This is a genomic window from Muriicola sp. SD30 (genome assembly GCF_041205185.1).
GTDB lineage: Bacteria > Bacteroidota > Bacteroidia > Flavobacteriales > Flavobacteriaceae > Muriicola.
On record NZ_JBGEWB010000003.1, the window covers coordinates 450,396 to 469,263 of the forward strand.

The following is an 18,868-nucleotide window of genomic DNA, read 5'->3' on the forward strand; positions in this document are numbered from 1 at the left end:
AAATAGAACTATGAAAGATTTTATTATAAAAACAGGAAAAAGGATGTTGGTCTTGTTATTGGTAGTAGCCGTACTTTTTATTTCTATAGGTGGGTATCAATATCTAAAGGTCGTTGTAGCACCTAAATATAATCCGGAAAGCATGCCCTTGAATTTTGAAATAGTGGGCTCAGGGGATAGGGATCTGGTTTTTATCCATGGCCTAACGGGCTCCAAAAACTATTGGAAAAGGGATTTGGATGCCATTTCAGGCACACATAAGCTTCTGTTGGTCGACCTGCTCGGTTTTGGCGACTCCCCAAAGCCCAATAGCGATTATAGCCTTGAGATGCAGGTGGGCGCTTTGGAAGCGATTATTTCAAAAGAAGGTTTCGATGGGGGCAGAACCGTTCTTGTCGCACACTCCATGGGCACTGTCATCGCATTTGCACTTCTTGAAAAACATCCCGATTGGTTTAAAGGGGCAATAGCGATAGGTACTCCAGTCTATAAGGATATGGAAGAATTTAAGAATATAATGTCAGCACATTCCCTTTTTGACAGGCTTACGGCAAACAAATATTCCAAATACCTCTGTTTGCTGCATCCCATTTTTATGACCCGGATATTCAAGCCCGAAAACCTGTCGGATGACGTATTTGCAGATGCAAATAAACACACTTGGCAGAGCTATTACAATTCGTTGAACGAAATAATCCTGGACACTGACCTATATGCCATCGCCAGAAACATCGGAAACAAAAAAGTTGTTTTTATCCATGGCGATCAAGATACCACGGCTCCCATCGTCAATGCGGTAAAATTGGCCAAAACCTTTTCAAATGCTGAATTCCTGACTGTCCAGGGAGGCGACCACCAACTTTTTTTGAAAGACCCGAAATTCGTTTGGAAAGCGGTCACGGATTTTTTCGGTTAATAGGCGGTAAAAACGGAATAAAATAAGAACTGGAAAATAAAAATGAAGAAAAAAAAAACAAATAACACTACGCATCAACTCTACGGATCGATGCACACCGACATCGAGGGAGTAGAAAACCTCATAGAACTCGCCCTCAACATACGGTGGTCATGGAACCATGCGTCGGACGGACTATGGCAACAATTAGACCCGGAACTTTGGCAATTTACAAGGAATCCATGGGTCATATTACAGACCGTTTCACGGGATAGGCTGGAGCAGCATTTGTCCGATCCCGATTTTCGGTCAACACTGGATGGTCTTTTAAAGTTGAACGACGAAGCCCTTTCCGCTCCCTCTTGGTTCCAGCAAAAGCATCCAAAGACGCAGTTGCGCACCGTTGCCTATTTCAGTATGGAATATATGCTGAACGAGGCCCTTCCCATATATGCCGGTGGCTTGGGCAATGTAGCTGGCGATCAACTAAAATCGGCAAGTGATTTGGGCGTCCCCGTCGTTGCAGTGGGGCTGCTTTACGATAAAGGCTACTTCCGTCAGGAAATTGATAAATACGGCACCCAAAATGCCCTGTTCCCTTACAATGACCCCGGTCAGTTGCCCATTACGCCCTTACGTCTGCCCAATGGGGAATGGCTTCGCTTAAAAGTGTCTTTACCTGGCCATCCACTATGGCTACGTGCGTGGCAGGTAAAGGTAGGTAGGGCAAAGCTATATTTATTGGATAGCAATGACGCCGCGAATTTACCGGTCCACCGCGGCATTACCGATGAACTGTATGGCGGTGGTCCCGATCATCGCATAAAACAGGAAATCGTTCTGGGTATCGGTGGCTACAAAATGCTCAGGGCCTTGGATATCGATCCCGAAGTTTGCCATATGAACGAAGGCCATGCCGCTTTTCTCGTACTGGAACGTGCCAACGATTTTATGAAGGCGAACGGCACTTCGTTCGAAGAGGCCCTGGCCGTAACCCGGGCAGGTAATTTATTTACGACGCATACGGCGGTCCCCGCCGGTTTTGACCACTTTAGCCCATCGCTTATGGAGCAATTTCTTGGCGGGTATGCCAAGGAAGAACTGGGTATCGATCTCAACGACTTGATGGCCCTGGGTCGGGCAGATGCCAATAATCGATGGGAGAGTTTTAATATGGCCTATCTCGCCGTTCGTGGCAGTGGTGCCGTGAACGGTGTTAGCCGCTTGCATGGCGAGGTGAGCAGAAATCTCTTTAGCAAGCTTTTTCCACGTTGGCCCATATCCGAAATTCCCGTGGGCCATGTGACCAATGGGGTGCATATGCCCTGTTGGGATTCCAAATATGCCGATGAACTCTGGACGGAGTCCTGTGGAAAAGATCGTTGGAGAGGGGAGCTTACTGACCATGAAGCACATATTTCGAAGATTTCCGATGATAAATTATGGCAATTCAGGAACCAATCGAGAAATCGGCTAGTTGGTTTTATCAGGGAAAGATTTGAAAGACAAGCTATCGTTTCCGGTCTTTCCTCCGATATAATTGTTTCCGCAAAAAAGGTGTTTGATCCCAACACCTTGACCTTGGGCTTTGCCAGGCGATTTGTACCGTACAAGAGACCGGACCTTCTATTGCACGATCCGGAACGCTTTATCCGTATCCTTACCAACTCGGAACATCCCGTTCAATTGGTACTGGCCGGTAAGGCACCGCCATTTGACGAATCAGGGAAAGCTTTGATACGAAAATGGTTGCAATTTATCCAACAGCATAATTTGCACAGACACGTGCTTTTTTTGAGCGACTATGACATGATGTTAACCGAGAATTTGGTACAGGGTGTCGATGTATGGCTCAATACCCCAAGACGCCCGTGGGAAGCTAGCGGAACGAGTGGCATGAAGGTGCTAGTCAACGGAGGTATCAATTTATCCGAACTGGATGGATGGTGGGCCGAGGCCTATACCCCGGAGGTAGGTTGGGCCCTGGGAGACGGTCAAGAACATGGCGATGACCCCGCTTGGGATGCCGCCGAGGCAACAGCCTTGTATGACCTATTGGAACAACAAGTCGTGCCCGAATTTTATGCACGCAATAAAAAAAACGTACCCAAACAATGGGTAGCACGGATGCGAAAAAGCATGGCGACCCTTACTCCCCAATTTTCTGCCAATCGCACTGTACGGGAGTACACGGAACAATTTTACCTTCCCGCGGCGGCAAGATATAAAAAACGGGGTGCAAGAAAAGGAGCCGCAGGAAAAAGAGTTTTAGAAACTGCGCATGATCTTGGGCATAAATGGGAGGCCATAAAATTCGGAGAAGTTCAAATTGAGAGCGAGCGCCACAAGCATCATTTTAAAGTCCCGGTTTGGCTGAATGAAATAAATCCTAAAAATATTAGCGTAGAGCTTTTTGCAGAAGGTATGAACGGCAAAACACCGGAAAGAATCAAAATGAAATTTGACTGGATGGGAGAACAAGGGGAACATAATTTTTATGCCCAGGTCAATACTCTCCGGCCCACCAATCACTATACCGTTCGTATTCTACCGGATTACGAAGGCGTTGCCGTGCCCTTGGAGGATAACATGATTCAGTGGCAACATTAACATCTATAAGAATTTAAAAATAAATAAGTAATGAAAACGCTTGAATACCATGAAGTTGTACTAAAGAAGGTAAGCTTTAATGATGAACTGTTAAAGAAAGAATTGGAAAAAGCGGTCAGGAATACCACTTGTTCGGAACAGCCCGCCCTGTTAGCGTGGTGTGCTAAGGAGTTAGGACCAAAATATGAAAAAATCGCTGCCTTCTATATGGAGGATAAGGATTGTGCCTGGCCAAAGAATTGATTCTTGATAAACGAAAGAAATGGGTCAATCGATTCAATGGGTTGAATCTCATTTCTAAAGACTAAATTTTTTATCTAATACAAATAATGTACCCGGAAAATTCAAACATATTTACCATAAATGGTGGTTCGTCCAGCATCAAGTTCGCCATGTACGAAATGGCCAAGACTCTGAAACCTATATTTTCCGGGAGCATAAACCGCATTGGATTAAAAAATACAAGCTTCAATGTTACCAACGTCAATCAGGATGAAAAGATGAGCTTAGAAGTATACTGTCCCGGTTTTTACGAGGCCGCCATCTTTTTGATCTTATGGCTAAAAAGGCAAAACAGTTTTGATAGAATTAAATGCATCGGCCATCGTGTCGTCCATGGCATGGAACATTCCCGTGCCGAAGTGATAGATGCAACTTTAATTAAGGAATTAAAGCGAATAAGGAATTACGACCCGGAACATTTACCTGCTGAGATCGAAATCATTGAACTTTTTAAATATAGATGTCCGGGAGTATTACAGGTAGCCTGTTTCGATACCGCCTTTCACACAACAATGCCACGCATAGCAAAAATATTGCCTATACCAAGGCGCTTTGATCGAGCTGGAGTTCAGCGGTATGGTTTTCATGGATTATCGTATGCTTTTCTTATGGAAAAGCTAAAGGAAATAGCGGGTGCCGATGAAGCGAACGGACGCATCATTCTGGCCCATCTTGGGAACGGGGCCAGTTTGGCGGCTTTGAAAGATGGCAAAAGTATGGATACCAGTATGGGCTTTACACCTGCAGGTGGATGTATGATGGGTACAAGGAGTGGGGATTTGGATCCGGGGGTTGCTTGGTACATGATGAACTGTGAGGGAATGAACACAAAACAGTTCAATCATTTGATCAATAATGAAGCCGGCCTTTTAGGGGTTTCGGAAACCAGTGCCGATATGCAGGACCTTCTGCAAATGGAAAGCTCGGATGTGAGGGCTGCAGATGCGGTGGCCCTATTTTGTTATCAGCTAAAAAAATGGATCGGCTCATTTATAACCGTATTGGAAGGCCTGGATACCTTGGTTTTTTCTGGCGGCATCGGGGAGAACGCACCCATAATCAGATCAAGGGTTTGCGAAGGCCTTCGTTTTGTAGGAATCGAATTGGACGAAGACCGAAACAATCAAAATCAATCCGAAATTTCGATAGAGGGTGGCAAAGTAAAGGTATTGGTAATCCCTACCAACGAAGAGCTAATGATCGCGAAATGTACGACGGACCTCTATATGGAATCAAAAATAAAGAACAACGGTTCAAAAATAAGTAAGACATGGAAAAGCAACATAGTGAAATAGGACAAGCTGATCAAGCACAAGTATTACATCCGTAAAAATGGGCTGGATATGCCCGAGGTCAGGGATTGGAGGTGGAATGGACAAGCCTAATGTGATGGCAAAGCTCTATTAAATAAGCAAACTACGGAGCATTTAAATCTCGTTTATCGAGTAAATAATAGTTTTAAAAAAAAGGAAAATGGACAATGGCAAAATAAAACATATCGGGGTATTCACTTCAGGGGGCGATTCTCCGGGAATGAACGCTGCGCTCTTCGGAACTGCAAAGGTAGCTGAGCAACATGGCATCAGGGTAAGCGGCATCCTAAAGGGGTACGAAGGCATGATAGATGGGCATTTTATCCCACTGGAAAGCCAACAGCTACAAAAAACGGTACACCGTGGTGGTACGGTATTGAAAACCGCCAGAAGCGAGCGATTTATGGCTCTGGAAGGAAGACAACTTGCCTTTAAAAATCTTCAGAACAATGAAATCGACGCTGTGGTAGCCATTGGTGGCGACGGTACTTTTAAGGGCCTGCTTGCTTTTTCAGAGATTTGTGACATCCAATTCATAGGTATTCCCGGGACCATAGATAACGATATTTCCGGAACCGATTACACCCTTGGTTTTGATTCCGCGGTCAACACGGCCATTGAAAATATCGATAAAATTAAAGATACTGCCGAATCCCACAATCGGGTATTTATTGTGGAAGTAATGGGCCGGGATAGCGGCTATATTGCCATTCATTCCGGATTGGGCGTTGGTGCCGATGCCATATTGATACCTGAGAGCGGTGAAGATATGCTCCAGTTGCTTAAAAAAGTCAAGGACTATAAAAGTGAAGATGGGTTTATCGTAGTGGTTTCGGAAGGAGATGAACTGGGAGCTGAATTGGTGGCCTCAAAAATCAAGGAGATCAATTCAAAAGTGGACCTGCGGATTACAAAACTTGGTCATGTGCAACGGGGAGGTAGCCCTTCGTCCCTAGACAGAATGTTGGGAATCAGACTTGGATCGGCCGCAGTCAGGGCACTTTTGCTGGGCAGAAGAAATGCAATGGTCGGGGTTTTGGACAATCAATTGAGCCTGACCCCCTTTGAGCAGGTGGTAAAACAACACCAAGTGAACGATGAACTGCAAGAACTTTTAAAAATATTCGGTACTTAAAAATGAAAAGATCCTTACCCGACATATCGATTATCTTTCTGCTGACGGCGGCGACCATTATCTTTGAGATCAGTCTCTCACGATTGTTCTCCTACCTTCTCAGTTTTCATTTCGTGCTCATTATCATCGCCTTTTCCATACTTGGGCTGGGAATCGGCCAAATAAGCTATGCCAAGTTTTACAACAGAATGGACAAGGCATTGGGTTTTTGGGCCGCCTTACCTGCGATTGCCATGTTCTTGGGTTTTTCCCTATTGCTTGTGCTATCAAAAATCGGTAGTTCATCCTTTAATGCTTTAGGCCTATTTGCTTTTATTGTCTTCTCTATCGTACCTTTTATAGCCATCGGGATTGTCTATGCCTTTATATTCGAAAAGAATAAACGCCATGCATCTACTTTTTATGCCATAGATCTTATTGGAGCGGCAGGCGGGGCACTAGTCTCGGTATTTTTGCTCAATACGTTCAGCTTGGTCTATGTGGTCGCAATAGCCATAGGGCTTCTGCTGCTCGTTTGGGCGATAAACGCCTTGGCAAACACAAACCGCTATTCAAGGGCATTGGCCCTTTTATCGGTGGCCATTATCATTTTGATGGGGCTTGGAAAGGATGCCCTCGACATCGATATCCCCGTTTCAAAAGACCCCTCGAAGGATATGTATCGCCTTATGAACAACCCTGCCCTACAAAGTGAAAAACTGGAAAGTCGTTGGAGCGCTTTCGGCAAGACCGATCTGGTGCAATTCACTTATCCCGACAGTACCGTTTCAAAAACCATGTTCATCGATGGGGCCGCGGGGACCGAAGTGGTGAACATTGATGAACTGGCAAAGGACACTTTAAAAATAAGAAAGGCACTATTGGGTTTCCCGGCCGTATTTGCCATGAATTTTGTCAATGAAAACGACAAGGATTCAGTCCTCATAATCGGACCGGGTGGAGGGATCGACATTGCAGCGGCATATTTTTCGGGCTACAGTTATGTTGATGCCGTCGAGGTCAATCCCTCTTTTGTTTCGCTCATGGAAAAATACAATCCCGCTACCTTCCTTGAAAAGGAGAACATAAAGGTAGAGGTAAACGAGGGCAGGAATTTTGTGATCAAGAACAAGGGGAAATATGATGCCATACTATTGACCATTCCCGTAACCAAGGGTTCGCGGGGAACCGACTTCTATGGGCTTACGGAAAACTACCTGTTTACCATGGAAGCTTTGGCCGATTACTTGGAGGGCCTGACGGAAAACGGGGCCGTCTATTTCACGATGCACGGCAGACAGGAAGTATATAAAATGTTGGCCAACTATTTGGAACTTAAGGACCGGATGGGGATCGGCCAAAAGGAGGCACTTAAAAAGGTCTATATCTTCTCAAATGGAATGAACCCTGTGTTGGTCATTAAAAAGACTCCTTTTGAACAGAAAATGATCGAGGAGATCCATCGTATCGCACACTATTTGGAACTGGACCAAGATGTGTTTTACTTTCCATACATAAAACAAGAGGGTTTGGATACGATCGTGCAGAACGTAAATTATCAATGGTTTATGTTCGACGACCTGATCTATGATATTTCCTCGGGAACCTATCCGCATGATGAACTTTGGAAAACCGCATCCATAAACCTAAGACCGGTCAGTGATGATTCGCCGTATTTTTTCAATTACAACAACGGTATTCCCAATGCCATGGCAACACCCCTATGGCTAAGTATATTCATTATTGGTTGGTTTCTGTTCAATCATGCAAACAAATGGAAATCTGTTTCCTTTTATGAGGACACCGCCGTAACCGCTCAAAAAAAGTTCCGTGTCTTGGCCCTATTGGCCTTTTTATTGGGGTTTTCGTATATTCTTATACAAGGTTACCTGTTCCAGGTACTTAATTTAAAACTGTCGAGCCCGTCGCAGTCATTTTCATTGTTGCTTTTTACATTTCTATTGGGCAATGGTATGGGCAGCTTAATGACGAGGGCGTTCAAAAAAAACCTTCCCCAAAAACTGACCGTGTATGCGGCGTTAATCATTTTGGTATGTTTGCTCACCGTGTATGTACTGCTCCCTATGTGGTACGAGCGGTTATCAGAATTTTGGGTGGCTATTCTTTTACTATTTCCATCCTTTTTCATAGGAGTTCCCTTTCCCCTGTTGTTAAGAATAGCCACCTCATTTAAAGAGAAGCAGGTAATTTCCTATTTATTGGGTATATCCAGCGTGGCCGGGGTCGCGGCCTCTATTTTTGCCATTGTCATCTCTATCCTATACGGTTACAGCTACGTATTCCTGCTCGGACTCTTGGGGTATGCGGTATTGATAGTGATGGCATATCGATTAAAAAACCCTGAAATCGTACAACTATGAAAAAATGGTCGTTATTTATGGGAAGCTACTCCGGTATCAAGGTGTTTATCCATTGGACCTTTTGGATCATCATTGGATGGATATTCATGATGCACTATCAAATGGGCCACGGTTGGACTGAAGCCATACAAGGTGTTCTATTTATTCTCGTTCTATTCGCCTGTGTGGTTTTACACGAGTTTGGCCATGCCCTAATGGCAAAAGAATATGGGATTCCCACACGCGGAATTACGCTCTATCCCATTGGTGGAGTGGCCAGTCTCCATAAAATGCCCGACAAACCTGCGCAGGAACTGGCTGTGGCCCTGGCCGGTCCGGCGGTAAACTTCGTTATTGCCGGAGTTCTCTATATCTTTCTGTACGTTAATGACCAACTTTTACCTATTTCGGAAATAGACCACATGAGTGGTGACAATTTCTGGTTCAATATAATGGTCGCCAATGTGATCTTGGCCGTTTTTAATTTGATACCTGCCTTTCCCATGGATGGTGGAAGGGTATTACGGGCATTATTGTCATTCAATATGGGCAAATTAAAGGCAACAACAATCGCCGCGCGTGTGGGGCAGTTTCTAGCGATAGTATTTGTCTTTCTAGGTTTCTTTTCCAGTTTCTGGTTGGTATTCATTGGTCTGTTCATATATCTGGGGGCCGGGGCCGAGGAAGTGCGCGAAAGTGCTAAATCCGCACTCACCGGATATACGGCCATGGATGTTCTGATTCAGAAATATACATGTTTGTTGCCTGAAGAAACCTTAGAAAAGGCCTTACAGTTGTTACGGAATACCCAGGAACAAGGATTCGTAGTTGAAGAAAATGGTCAGGTACAGGGTGTCTTGACACGAAAAGAACTAATCAAGGGATTGTCGACATACGGAAATTCTGCTCCTGTATCCAAAGTAATGCGGAAAGATTTCGTCATTATTGTCCCGGACATGCCTTTACAGCAGGTATATGAAAAATTCATGTCCAACAATGCTCAACTTGCCCCCGTCTTGGAGGGAGGGCAGCTTATAGGCATTGTGGACGCGAAGGGCATTAATGAAATGGTAATGATAAAAAAGGCATTGGCCAAAAAGAATGGAATCGCAAAAACCTGAAAAAGGAAAAGGCAGAAACTCAAAGGATCTAACATTATAAGTTACAGTATTATGAAACAGCAAACTAAAGACATAACATCCCCTCCAGACTTAAAAGGACATGATTTGGGAACCGGTCCTATCAGGCAACAGCGTCCGGTCTATGTCGACTTGCTTCCTCCGTGCAACAATGATTGTCCTGCCGGAGAAAACATCCAGGCTTGGTTGGCACTGGCCCAAGCGGGTGAAAATGAAGCGGCCTGGCAGGTCATCATGCAGGACAACCCCATGCCCGCGGTTATGGGTCGCGTTTGCTACCATCCATGTGAAGATGGCTGTAACCGGACCTTTATAGACAGTCCGGTTAGCATTCACGCCATAGAACGTTTTCTGGGCGATGAGGCACTCAGGAAAAATTGGCAGGTCAAATTCGACAAAAAACCGGGTGGAAAACGAGTACTTGTGATTGGAGCCGGGCCAAGTGGATTGTCTGCGGCATACCATCTCACCAGATTGGGGCATAGGGTTGAGGTTTATGAGGCAGGACCGGTGGCAGGCGGTATGATGCATTTTGGGATTCCTGCTTATCGTCTTCCACGAAATATGCTTGATCAAGAGGTGCGACGTATTGAAAAAATGGGTGTCAAAATTATTCTCGCCCGTAAAGTAGAAAATGTACTGGAAGAACAAAAAGCCGGCAGTTTTGATGCTGTGTTCATCGCCGTTGGGGCACATCTCTCTAGAAAAATAGATATCCCCGGCAGGGATGCCGAAAAAATTTTGGACGCTATCGGTTTTCTAAAACAGGTAGAACAGGGTGAAACACCTAAAATTGGCAGAAAAGTGGCCATTTATGGTGGGGGTAACACGGCCATGGATGCCGCAAGAACGGCAAAGCGGATGGGAGCATCCGAGGCGACCATAATCTACAGACGCGACCGTAAGCACATGACTGCCCATGATTTTGAAGCTCAAGAAGCGATCGAAGAAGGTGTAAAGATTAACTGGCTGCGCACCATAAAAGCGATGGATGAGGACACATTCACCGTTGAGGTCATGCGGTTGGTAGATGGCCGCCCCGTGGGCACAGGGCAATTCGAAACCCTGGAAGCAGACACCCTCATACTAGCCGTGGGACAGGATACCGACACGGGTTTCTTAAAAAAGGTGCCCGGCATTGGGTTCAAGGAAGATGGAACGGTCATCGTTGGTCCGGATATGATGACCGGCTGTGAAGGTGTCTTTGCCGGAGGCGATATGGTTCCAAGTGAGCGTAGCGTTACGGTGGCGATAGGGCATGGCAAGAAAGCGGCGCGTTATATTGACGGCTTTTTGCGGGGAACACCCTACCAAAAACCTTCCAAACACCCGGTGGTGGGGTATGAACGGTTGCACCTTTGGTATAAAACAAATGCTCCACAAAAGGAACAGGCCATACTCCCTGTCGAAAAGCGGGTGGAAGGATTTGATGAGATAAAGGCAGGCCTGAGTAAAGAAGAAGCGTTGTTTGAATCACAACGCTGCCTCTCCTGTGGCAATTGCTTTGAGTGCGATGGCTGCTATGGTGCCTGCCCCGAAGATGCCATAATCAAATTGGGGCCAGGCAACGGGTATCAGTATAACTTCGATCGTTGCACCGGCTGCGCGATATGTTATGAGCAGTGCCCTTGTCACGCCATAGAAATGATTCCCGAACCAAAAAACATAGATCTGTGATTATGAAGGAGCAAACAAAAATGGTGACCATTGACGGCAATGAAGCCGTAGCATATGTGGCCTACCGCGTTAATGAGGTATGTGCCATCTACCCAATTACCCCGGCCTCCCCCATGGCCGAACACACCGATGAATGGTCCGCTGCAGGGGTGAAAAATATTTGGGGCAATATACCCGATGTTGTTGAGATGCAAAGCGAAGGAGGGGCTGCCGCTACCGTTCATGGGGCCTTGCAGACAGGGTCGTTGGCCACCACCTTTACAGCCTCACAGGGATTGATGCTCATGTTGCCCAATATGTACAAGATCGCGGGGGAACTCACCGCTACGGTCTTTCATGTGGCGGCTCGTTCCCTCGCCGCCCAGGCATTGTCTATCTTCGGTGACCACAGCGACGTAATGGCCGCAAGGACAACCGGATTTACCATGATTACCTCGGCTTCCGTCCAGGAAGCACATGACATGGCTCTTATCTGCCAGGCGGCAACACTAAAATCGAGGATACCTATTATGCACTTTTTCGACGGGTTCCGTACTTCCCATGAAGTGAACAAGATCAACCTTCTCACGGACGGGCAGATTAGAGCCATGATCGATGATAAATTGGTTTATGCCCACAGACAACGTGGTCTAAACCCCGATAAACCCTTTATCCGTGGTACTGCGCAAAATCCCGATGTGTACTTTCAAGCCAGGGAAACCGTTAATCCTTATTATTCAAGGATACCGGAAATTGTTCAAAAAACAATGGACGATTTTGGCCATCTTACCGGTAGGAATTACAAACTTTATCAATACTATGGCGATGCCGATGCAGAAAGGATCATCGTCATCATGGCTTCCGGGGCGGAAGTAGTTAGAGAAACGGTTATAAAGCTGACCGAAACAGGGGAAAAAGTGGGAGTGGTACAGATCCGGCTCTACCGTCCTTTTTCCGCCAAACATTTCCTGGAAGTGCTTCCGGAAACCGTAAAAAAAATAGCCGTACTGGATCGCACCAAGGAACCCGGCAGCATTGGCGAACCCTTTTATCAGGATGTGCTAACCATTATGGCGGAAGCGTACCGTCTTGGAAATATTAGCATGTTCCCACAAATTGTAGGAGGCCGTTACGGGCTTTCTTCCAAAGAGTTTACCCCCGGTATGGCTAAAGGCGTTTTTGATGAATTGAAAAAAGCTTCTCCTAAAAATAGTTTTACAGTGGGTATCATTGACGATGTTTCACATAGCAGTATAGCATACGACCCTGCATACGATATCATTCCCGAAGGAACCATCAGTGCCATATTCTTCGGGCTGGGATCTGATGGAACTGTAGGTGCTAATAAGAACAGTATTAAGATTATTGGGGAAGGAACGGGTTTATACGCTCAGGGTTACTTTGTATATGACTCCAAAAAATCCGGAACGCAAACGGTTTCCCATCTGCGGTTTGGTCCCGAGCCCCTTCCGGCCCCCTATCTTATCCGCAAGGCAAACTTTCTTGCCTGCCATAAATTTACGTATATCGGGAAGGTACAAATGCTTCGCATCGCCGGACAGGGAGCCACTTTTTTATTGAACAGTCCTTATGGAGTTGACGAAGTTTGGGATCACCTCCCATTGCCGGTCCAGGAACAGATTGTAGAAAAGAAGTTGAAATTTTATGTCATTGATGGATCGGGTGTGGCGCAAGCTTCTGGGCTGGGTACGAAAATCAACACTATTATGCAGGCTTGTTTTTTTGCGCTTTCCGGAATATTGCCAAAAGGGGAAGCAATAGAAAGGATAAAAAATTCGATAAGAAAAACCTATGGCAAGAAAGGAAAAGCCGTTGTTGAGCAGAATTTCCGTGTGGTGGATGCCACCCTGGAAAATTTGCATGAAGTAAAAGTCCCGGCAAGGGCCACAGGCGACATTCCGCTTCCTCCAACGGTACCGGCCGAAGCGCCTGAATTTGTTCAGCAGGTCACCGCTATGATGATGCGAGGCGATGGCGATGAACTGCCAGTGAGTAAACTCCCGGTAGATGGCACTTACCCCAGTGCTACCACTCGCTGGGAAAAACGCAACTTATCCGATCTCGTTGCGCAGTGGGAGAAAGATATATGTATCCAGTGTGGCAACTGTAGTTTTGTGTGCCCGCACAGCGTTATCCGTTCTAAATTTTATAACAAGGAATATCTGGAACAGGCACCGGAGGAATTTCCGTCTGCGACCATCAATGCCCGCGGATTCCCTGAAACACGCTATACCCTACAGGTATACGTGGAAGATTGTACCGGTTGCAACCTCTGTGTGGAAGTGTGTCCGGTTACCGACCCGGATGATGAAAGCACCAAGGCCATCAACCTCAGACCAAGGAAACCCATACTGCAAAAGGAAAGGGAGAACATCCAATTCTTTGAAAGCCTTCCCATGAATGACCGTGACAAAGTAGATTTCTCTTCCGTACGGGGTACCCAATTTCTTGAACCACTGTTCGAGTTTTCCGGGGCCTGTGCCGGTTGTGGTGAAACGCCATATATAAAAGTGCTCACTCAGTTGTTCGGTGACCGTCTCATCGTGGCCAATGCCACGGGCTGCTCTTCTATTTATGGGGGCAACCAGCCCACAACGCCCTGGGCGACTAATAAAGAAGGCCGGGGACCTGCCTGGTCCAATTCCTTGTTCGAGGACAATGCCGAATTCGGCCTGGGAATGAGAATAACGGCCGATAACCACCTGGCTATGGCAAGAGGGCTGGTACAGTACTTGAGCACTGAATTAGGCGAAGAATTGGCAGACCAGCTACTTGACAATGACCAACTCTATGAATCGGAAATAAGCAAGCAAAGCGAAAGGGTTGCCGTTCTTAAAAAAAAATTGACCCTAATGGATAAGGACGAGGCTAAAATGCTACTGTCTGTGGCAGATCATCTGGTAAGAAGAAGCGTATGGTTGGTGGGGGGTGATGGTTGGGCATACGACATAGGGTCCGGAGGGTTGGATCATGTCCTTTCCACGGGCAGGAATGTAAATGTACTGGTTTTGGATACCGAAGTCTATTCCAATACGGGCGGGCAGATGTCCAAAGCTACCCCGACGGCCGCTACCGCCAAATTTGCCGCTGCCGGTAAGAAAGTGGGCAAGAAGGACCTGGCCCTACAGGCTATTTCCTACGGCAATGTGTATGTGGCGCAGGTAGCCATGGGTGCCAACCCACAGCAAACCCTCTTGGCCATGCGCGAGGCGGAAGCCTATCCCGGTCCTTCGATCATATTGGCGTACAGTCAATGTATCGCGCACGGCATAGATATGCAAAAAGGAATGACCCAGCAAAAACTGGCGGTGGATTGCGGACATTGGCCCTTGCTGCGTTACAATCCCACGTTGAGAAAAATGGGCAAAAGCCCTTTTGTCCTGGATTCCCCCACCCCCACCATAAAATTAAAGGAGTATGCCTACAATGAACTGCGCTATAGGATTTTGACCCGTACCAATCCCGAAGAGGCTGAACGCCTTATGAAAGCCGCCCAGGAACTGGTAGATCTACGGTGGAAAACCTATGTGGATATGTCGGGATGGGGCGCCAAGGAATTTAACCCCGTAATGTAACCGAAATACTACTTAAAAGCATAAAATATGAAAGGGAACAAATTAGAAATACAAAGCTTACTGGAAACGGCGAATATAGGGATAAACGGTAGTCGCCCATTGGATTTTGGGATCAAGGATGAACGACTGTACAAAAAATTGCTGATAAAGGGTTCACCGGGATTGGGCGAGGTCTATATGGACAGTAGGTGAAATGTGGATGCCCTTGACAAGTTTTTCCATCGTGTCTTAGGCTCCGGACTCGACAAGAAATAAACCATAATATTGAATGCCTTAAAGAAGATAATATGAAAACATACATCAAATACTTCGACGAGATAGGGATAAACGATATTCCACAGGTAGGGGGGAAAAACGCTTCCCTAGGTGAAATGTATCAAAATCTATCAAGTAAGGGTATTGCGGTCCCAAATGGTTTCGCTATTACATCTGATGCCTATTGGGATTTCCTTGACCATAACGATTTTAGGAGTCAATTAAGTACAATACTTTCCTTTCTTGATACCGACAACTTCTCCAATTTACAGGAGGTTGGTAAAAAGTGTAGACAATTGATGCTAAGTGGTTTATTTCATCAAAAATTGGAAGATAAAATCAAAGAGGGCTACGAATATCTAACGAATCAAAATGGAGAGAATATTTCTTTTGCGGCCCGCAGCAGTGCCACCGCCGAAGACCTCCCCAATGCCAGTTTCGCAGGTCAGCAGGAGTCATATTTGAATGTGCGTGGCATTGAAAATTTGCTAAAAGCATGTCATCGCTGCTATGCCTCGCTTTTTACCGATCGGGCCATTAAATACCGTATCGATAATGGCTTTGACTATAACAAAGTGGCCCTTTCTGTCGGGGTACAATTGATGGTGCGTTCTGATAAAGCCTGCTCAGGTGTGATGTTCTCACTTGATCCCGATACCGGCTTTGAAAAAGTGGCTTTGGTTGCCGGTGCTTGGGGTTTGGGTGAAAACGTAGTACAGGGAAGCGTAAACACCGATGAGTTTTTGGTGTTCAAGCCTTTTATAGGTAAGGTTAGGCAAGCCATTATTTCCCGAAAGTTGGGCACCAAGGAAAAGACGATGATCTACTCTAGGAAATCGGTACATGATATCGTAAGACCGGAAGAAGCCATCATTAACACAAACACTCCCCTGGATCAACAACAGAGATTTATATTAAGCGATGACGAAGTGACCCAACTGGCAGAATGGGCAGTGCTAATTGAGCAATATTATAAAAGGCACATGGATATAGAATGGGCAAAAGACGGTACGAGTGGCAAGCTCTTTATTGTGCAGGCCAGACCCGAAACGGTACATAGCCAAAAGGCAAAAAAGACATCATTTAAAGAATATACGATTAAAGAAAAAGGCAAACTTATTTGTAAGGGAATTGGCCTTGGCAATAGTATTATTTCAGGAAGGGCAAGGTTGCTGAGATCCCCATCCGAGATGGACAAGCTGGCAAAGGGTGAGATACTCATAACCGGCAGAACCGACCCAGATTGGGACCCCATTTTGAAAAAAGCAGGTGCCATCATAACGGACCAAGGAGGAAGAACCTCACATGCGGCCATTGTTGCGCGTGAAGTTGGCACAACCGCTATTGTGGGTTCTGGTAATGCTACCCGGACGATAAAGGACGGACAGCTTATTACGGTATCCACAGCCGAAGGCAATACAGGCTATGTTTATGTGGGCGAGGCAAGCTGGGATGAAACGGAAATTGACCTTTCTCGGATCGAAGTACCTCAAACTGACGTGATGCTCATTCTGGGTCATCCCGATATGGCCTTTAAATATGCTGTTCTTCCCAACAAGGGTATAGGTCTGATGCGTATGGAGTTCATAATCAATAATGCCATTCAGATACACCCTATGGCACTGCGCCATTTCGAAAAAATAACCGATAAGGAGGTGCGACGGCAGATAGAAGGCCTAACGCATCATTATATAGACAAGCCGGATTATTTCATCCATCGGCTCGCTGAAGCAACGGCCAACATCGCAGCAGCATTCTATCCTAAAGATGTGATTGTAAGAATGAGCGATTTTAAATCCAACGAATACGCCAACCTGATCGGGGGGCATCCGTTTGAACCCAAAGAACAAAACCCAATGATCGGATTTAGGGGTGCTTCGCGCTATTACCACCCATTGTATAGTGAAGCGTTCGAAATGGAATGCGAAGCCATGAAAATGGTCCGGGAAGATATGGGTTTGACCAATGTTAAATTGATGCTGCCTTTTGTAAGGAATGTAGCCGAAGCCAAAAAGGTCATCAAACTGATGGCTAAAAAGGGATTAAAACGAGGCGTTGACGGACTGCAACTGTATATGATGGTAGAAATACCGAGCAATGCTCTGTTGGCCGAGGAATTTTCCAAATATTTCGACGGGTTTTCCATAGGCTCCAATGATCTTACGCAACTTACTTTGGGAGCCGACCGTGATTCAGAATTGTTGAGCGAAGTGTTCGACCCTTTTGACCCGGCCGTCATGCAACTGATTAAAATGGCCATTGAAAAGGCGAATAAACATGGAGTGAAAATAGGTTTATGCGGACAGGCACCCAGTGATTATCCTGAATACGCTAAATTTTTGGTGGAATGTGGCATTGATAGTATTTCATTTAACCCCGATGCACTGTTAAAAGGCATTGAGAATATAAACGCAGCAGAAAGGAACCAGTTAAAACAAAACATAAATAATGAAGTCTAAACCCGTAAATATCATTGGAGCAGGTCCTGCAGGTTTAGTGGCGGCAATCACCCTTGCAAAAAATAACTACAAGGTGACTGTTCATGAAATGAAAACAAATGTAGGCACACGTTTTAATGGTGATTTTCAGGGTATAGATAACTGGTCAACCCAAGAAGACGCAAAAGAGTTCCTGGAATCAATAGGTGTGTCTATAAACTTCAGGTTTGCGCCTTACAGTAATGGGGAATATTTTGATGCCTCGGCGAAAAAACACAAGATTAAAACCTCGCGTCCTTTATTTTATTTGGTAGAACGTGGCATAAATGAATGGTCCCTGGACCAAGGATTAAAAAGACAAGCTTTAGAAGCTGGGGTTCATATAAAATGGGGTTCACGCATAAAAAAAGTACCTGATGGACAAGTCATTATTGGTACAGGACCCAAGGCGGCCGATGCCATTGCTAAAGGCATTGTTTTTGAAACTAATCATAAAAATTACTATGCGGGTTTTTTAGACGATGATATGGCACCTCAGGCTTATGCCTATCTATTGGTAGATGAAGGCAGAGCCACATTTGCAACCTGTATGTTCAAATCATTTACAAATGCACAGGAATTTTTTGAACGTGCCTTGAAGCGGCTTCATGAAACCGTGGATATTGACATTATCAACCCCAAGGAGTTTGGTGGGTATGTCAACTTCTTCTTCAACAAGACGTTAACCAAAGACAACCGGATTTATTACGTAGGGGAAAATGCAGGATTCCAGGATGCTTTGTGGGGTTTTGGTATGCGCTATGCGATGCATTCCGGATATTTGGCAGCCCAAAGTATTATTGAAGGCAGCTCCTATCCCGATCTTTGTAAAACACACATTCAGCCTAAAATGGAAATTGGGTTAATAAACCGATGGATGTTTACCAGATTGGGTAATAAAGGGTATGGCAAAGTACTTAAAATGATTTCAGAAAAAGAAGACCTCATCCCTATTATGGTTAAAAAATACAGCCACTATGGCATAGGCAACCGCATCCTGTTACCCTTTGTAAAACTGTGGTTTCGCCCCAGATTAAAAGACAAACAGTGCATGCACAAAAACTGTTCGTGTTTATGGTGTAAACACGGCAAGCATGAGGCGATGGAAACTGAAATAGATTGCTAAAAGTATTACATGAATACAATGACTCATTTTTAAATCACTTTCAAT

Annotated in this window: 12 protein-coding genes; all 12 read left to right on the forward strand. The window is 45.5% G+C overall.

The window, feature by feature from the left end; all coding sequences use genetic code 11:
* Window positions 1-10 precede the first annotated feature (10 nt).
* The 12 genes from AB8P51_RS11070 to AB8P51_RS11125 all read left to right on the forward strand — a co-directional run bounded on the left by AB8P51_RS11070 (window position 11) and on the right by AB8P51_RS11125 (window position 18,823).
* Window positions 11-916: an alpha/beta fold hydrolase gene (locus AB8P51_RS11070; protein ID WP_369748894.1), complete on the forward strand. Its 906-nt coding sequence runs from the start codon at window positions 11-13 to the stop codon at window positions 914-916.
* Between the two features lie 42 nt (window positions 917-958).
* Window positions 959-3,505: an alpha-glucan family phosphorylase gene (gene glgP / locus AB8P51_RS11075; protein ID WP_369748895.1), complete on the forward strand. Its 2,547-nt coding sequence runs from the start codon at window positions 959-961 to the stop codon at window positions 3,503-3,505.
* A gap of 30 nt (window positions 3,506-3,535) precedes the next feature.
* Entirely contained in the window at window positions 3,536-3,748 is a 213-nt protein-coding gene (locus AB8P51_RS11080) for a hypothetical protein (RefSeq protein WP_369748897.1), read from the forward strand.
* An 86-nt stretch (window positions 3,749-3,834) separates the two neighbouring features.
* Entirely contained in the window at window positions 3,835-5,082 is a 1,248-nt protein-coding gene (locus AB8P51_RS11085) for an acetate/propionate family kinase (RefSeq protein WP_369748898.1), read from the forward strand.
* A gap of 178 nt (window positions 5,083-5,260) precedes the next feature.
* On the forward strand, window positions 5,261-6,235 hold the full coding sequence (locus tag AB8P51_RS11090) for an ATP-dependent 6-phosphofructokinase (RefSeq protein ID WP_369748899.1): 975 nt from the start codon (window positions 5,261-5,263) through the stop codon (window positions 6,233-6,235).
* A 2-nt stretch (window positions 6,236-6,237) separates the two neighbouring features.
* Entirely contained in the window at window positions 6,238-8,595 is a 2,358-nt protein-coding gene (locus AB8P51_RS11095) for a hypothetical protein (RefSeq protein WP_369748900.1), read from the forward strand.
* On the forward strand, window positions 8,592-9,695 hold the full coding sequence (locus AB8P51_RS11100) for a site-2 protease family protein (protein ID WP_369748901.1): 1,104 nt from the start codon (window positions 8,592-8,594) through the stop codon (window positions 9,693-9,695). The genes AB8P51_RS11095 and AB8P51_RS11100 overlap by 4 nt, the downstream gene beginning before the upstream one ends.
* 51 nt (window positions 9,696-9,746) lie before the next feature.
* Entirely contained in the window at window positions 9,747-11,390 is a 1,644-nt protein-coding gene (locus AB8P51_RS11105) for an NAD(P)-binding protein (protein ID WP_369748902.1), read from the forward strand.
* Window positions 11,391-11,392: 2 nt separating this feature from the next.
* Complete coding sequence (nifJ, locus tag AB8P51_RS11110; RefSeq protein ID WP_369748903.1) at window positions 11,393-14,965, forward strand: pyruvate:ferredoxin (flavodoxin) oxidoreductase; 3,573 nt, start codon at window positions 11,393-11,395, stop codon at window positions 14,963-14,965.
* A 27-nt stretch (window positions 14,966-14,992) separates the two neighbouring features.
* On the forward strand, window positions 14,993-15,157 hold the full coding sequence (locus AB8P51_RS11115) for a hypothetical protein (RefSeq protein ID WP_369748904.1): 165 nt from the start codon (window positions 14,993-14,995) through the stop codon (window positions 15,155-15,157).
* A 95-nt stretch (window positions 15,158-15,252) separates the two neighbouring features.
* Window positions 15,253-17,679: a phosphoenolpyruvate synthase gene (ppsA, locus tag AB8P51_RS11120; protein ID WP_369748905.1), complete on the forward strand. Its 2,427-nt coding sequence runs from the start codon at window positions 15,253-15,255 to the stop codon at window positions 17,677-17,679.
* Window positions 17,669-18,823 (forward strand): NAD(P)/FAD-dependent oxidoreductase, encoded by a 1,155-nt coding sequence (locus AB8P51_RS11125; RefSeq protein WP_369748906.1) that lies wholly within the window; start codon window positions 17,669-17,671, stop codon window positions 18,821-18,823. Before ppsA ends, AB8P51_RS11125 begins: the two co-directional genes overlap by 11 nt.
* Window positions 18,824-18,868: the final 45 nt, after the last annotated feature.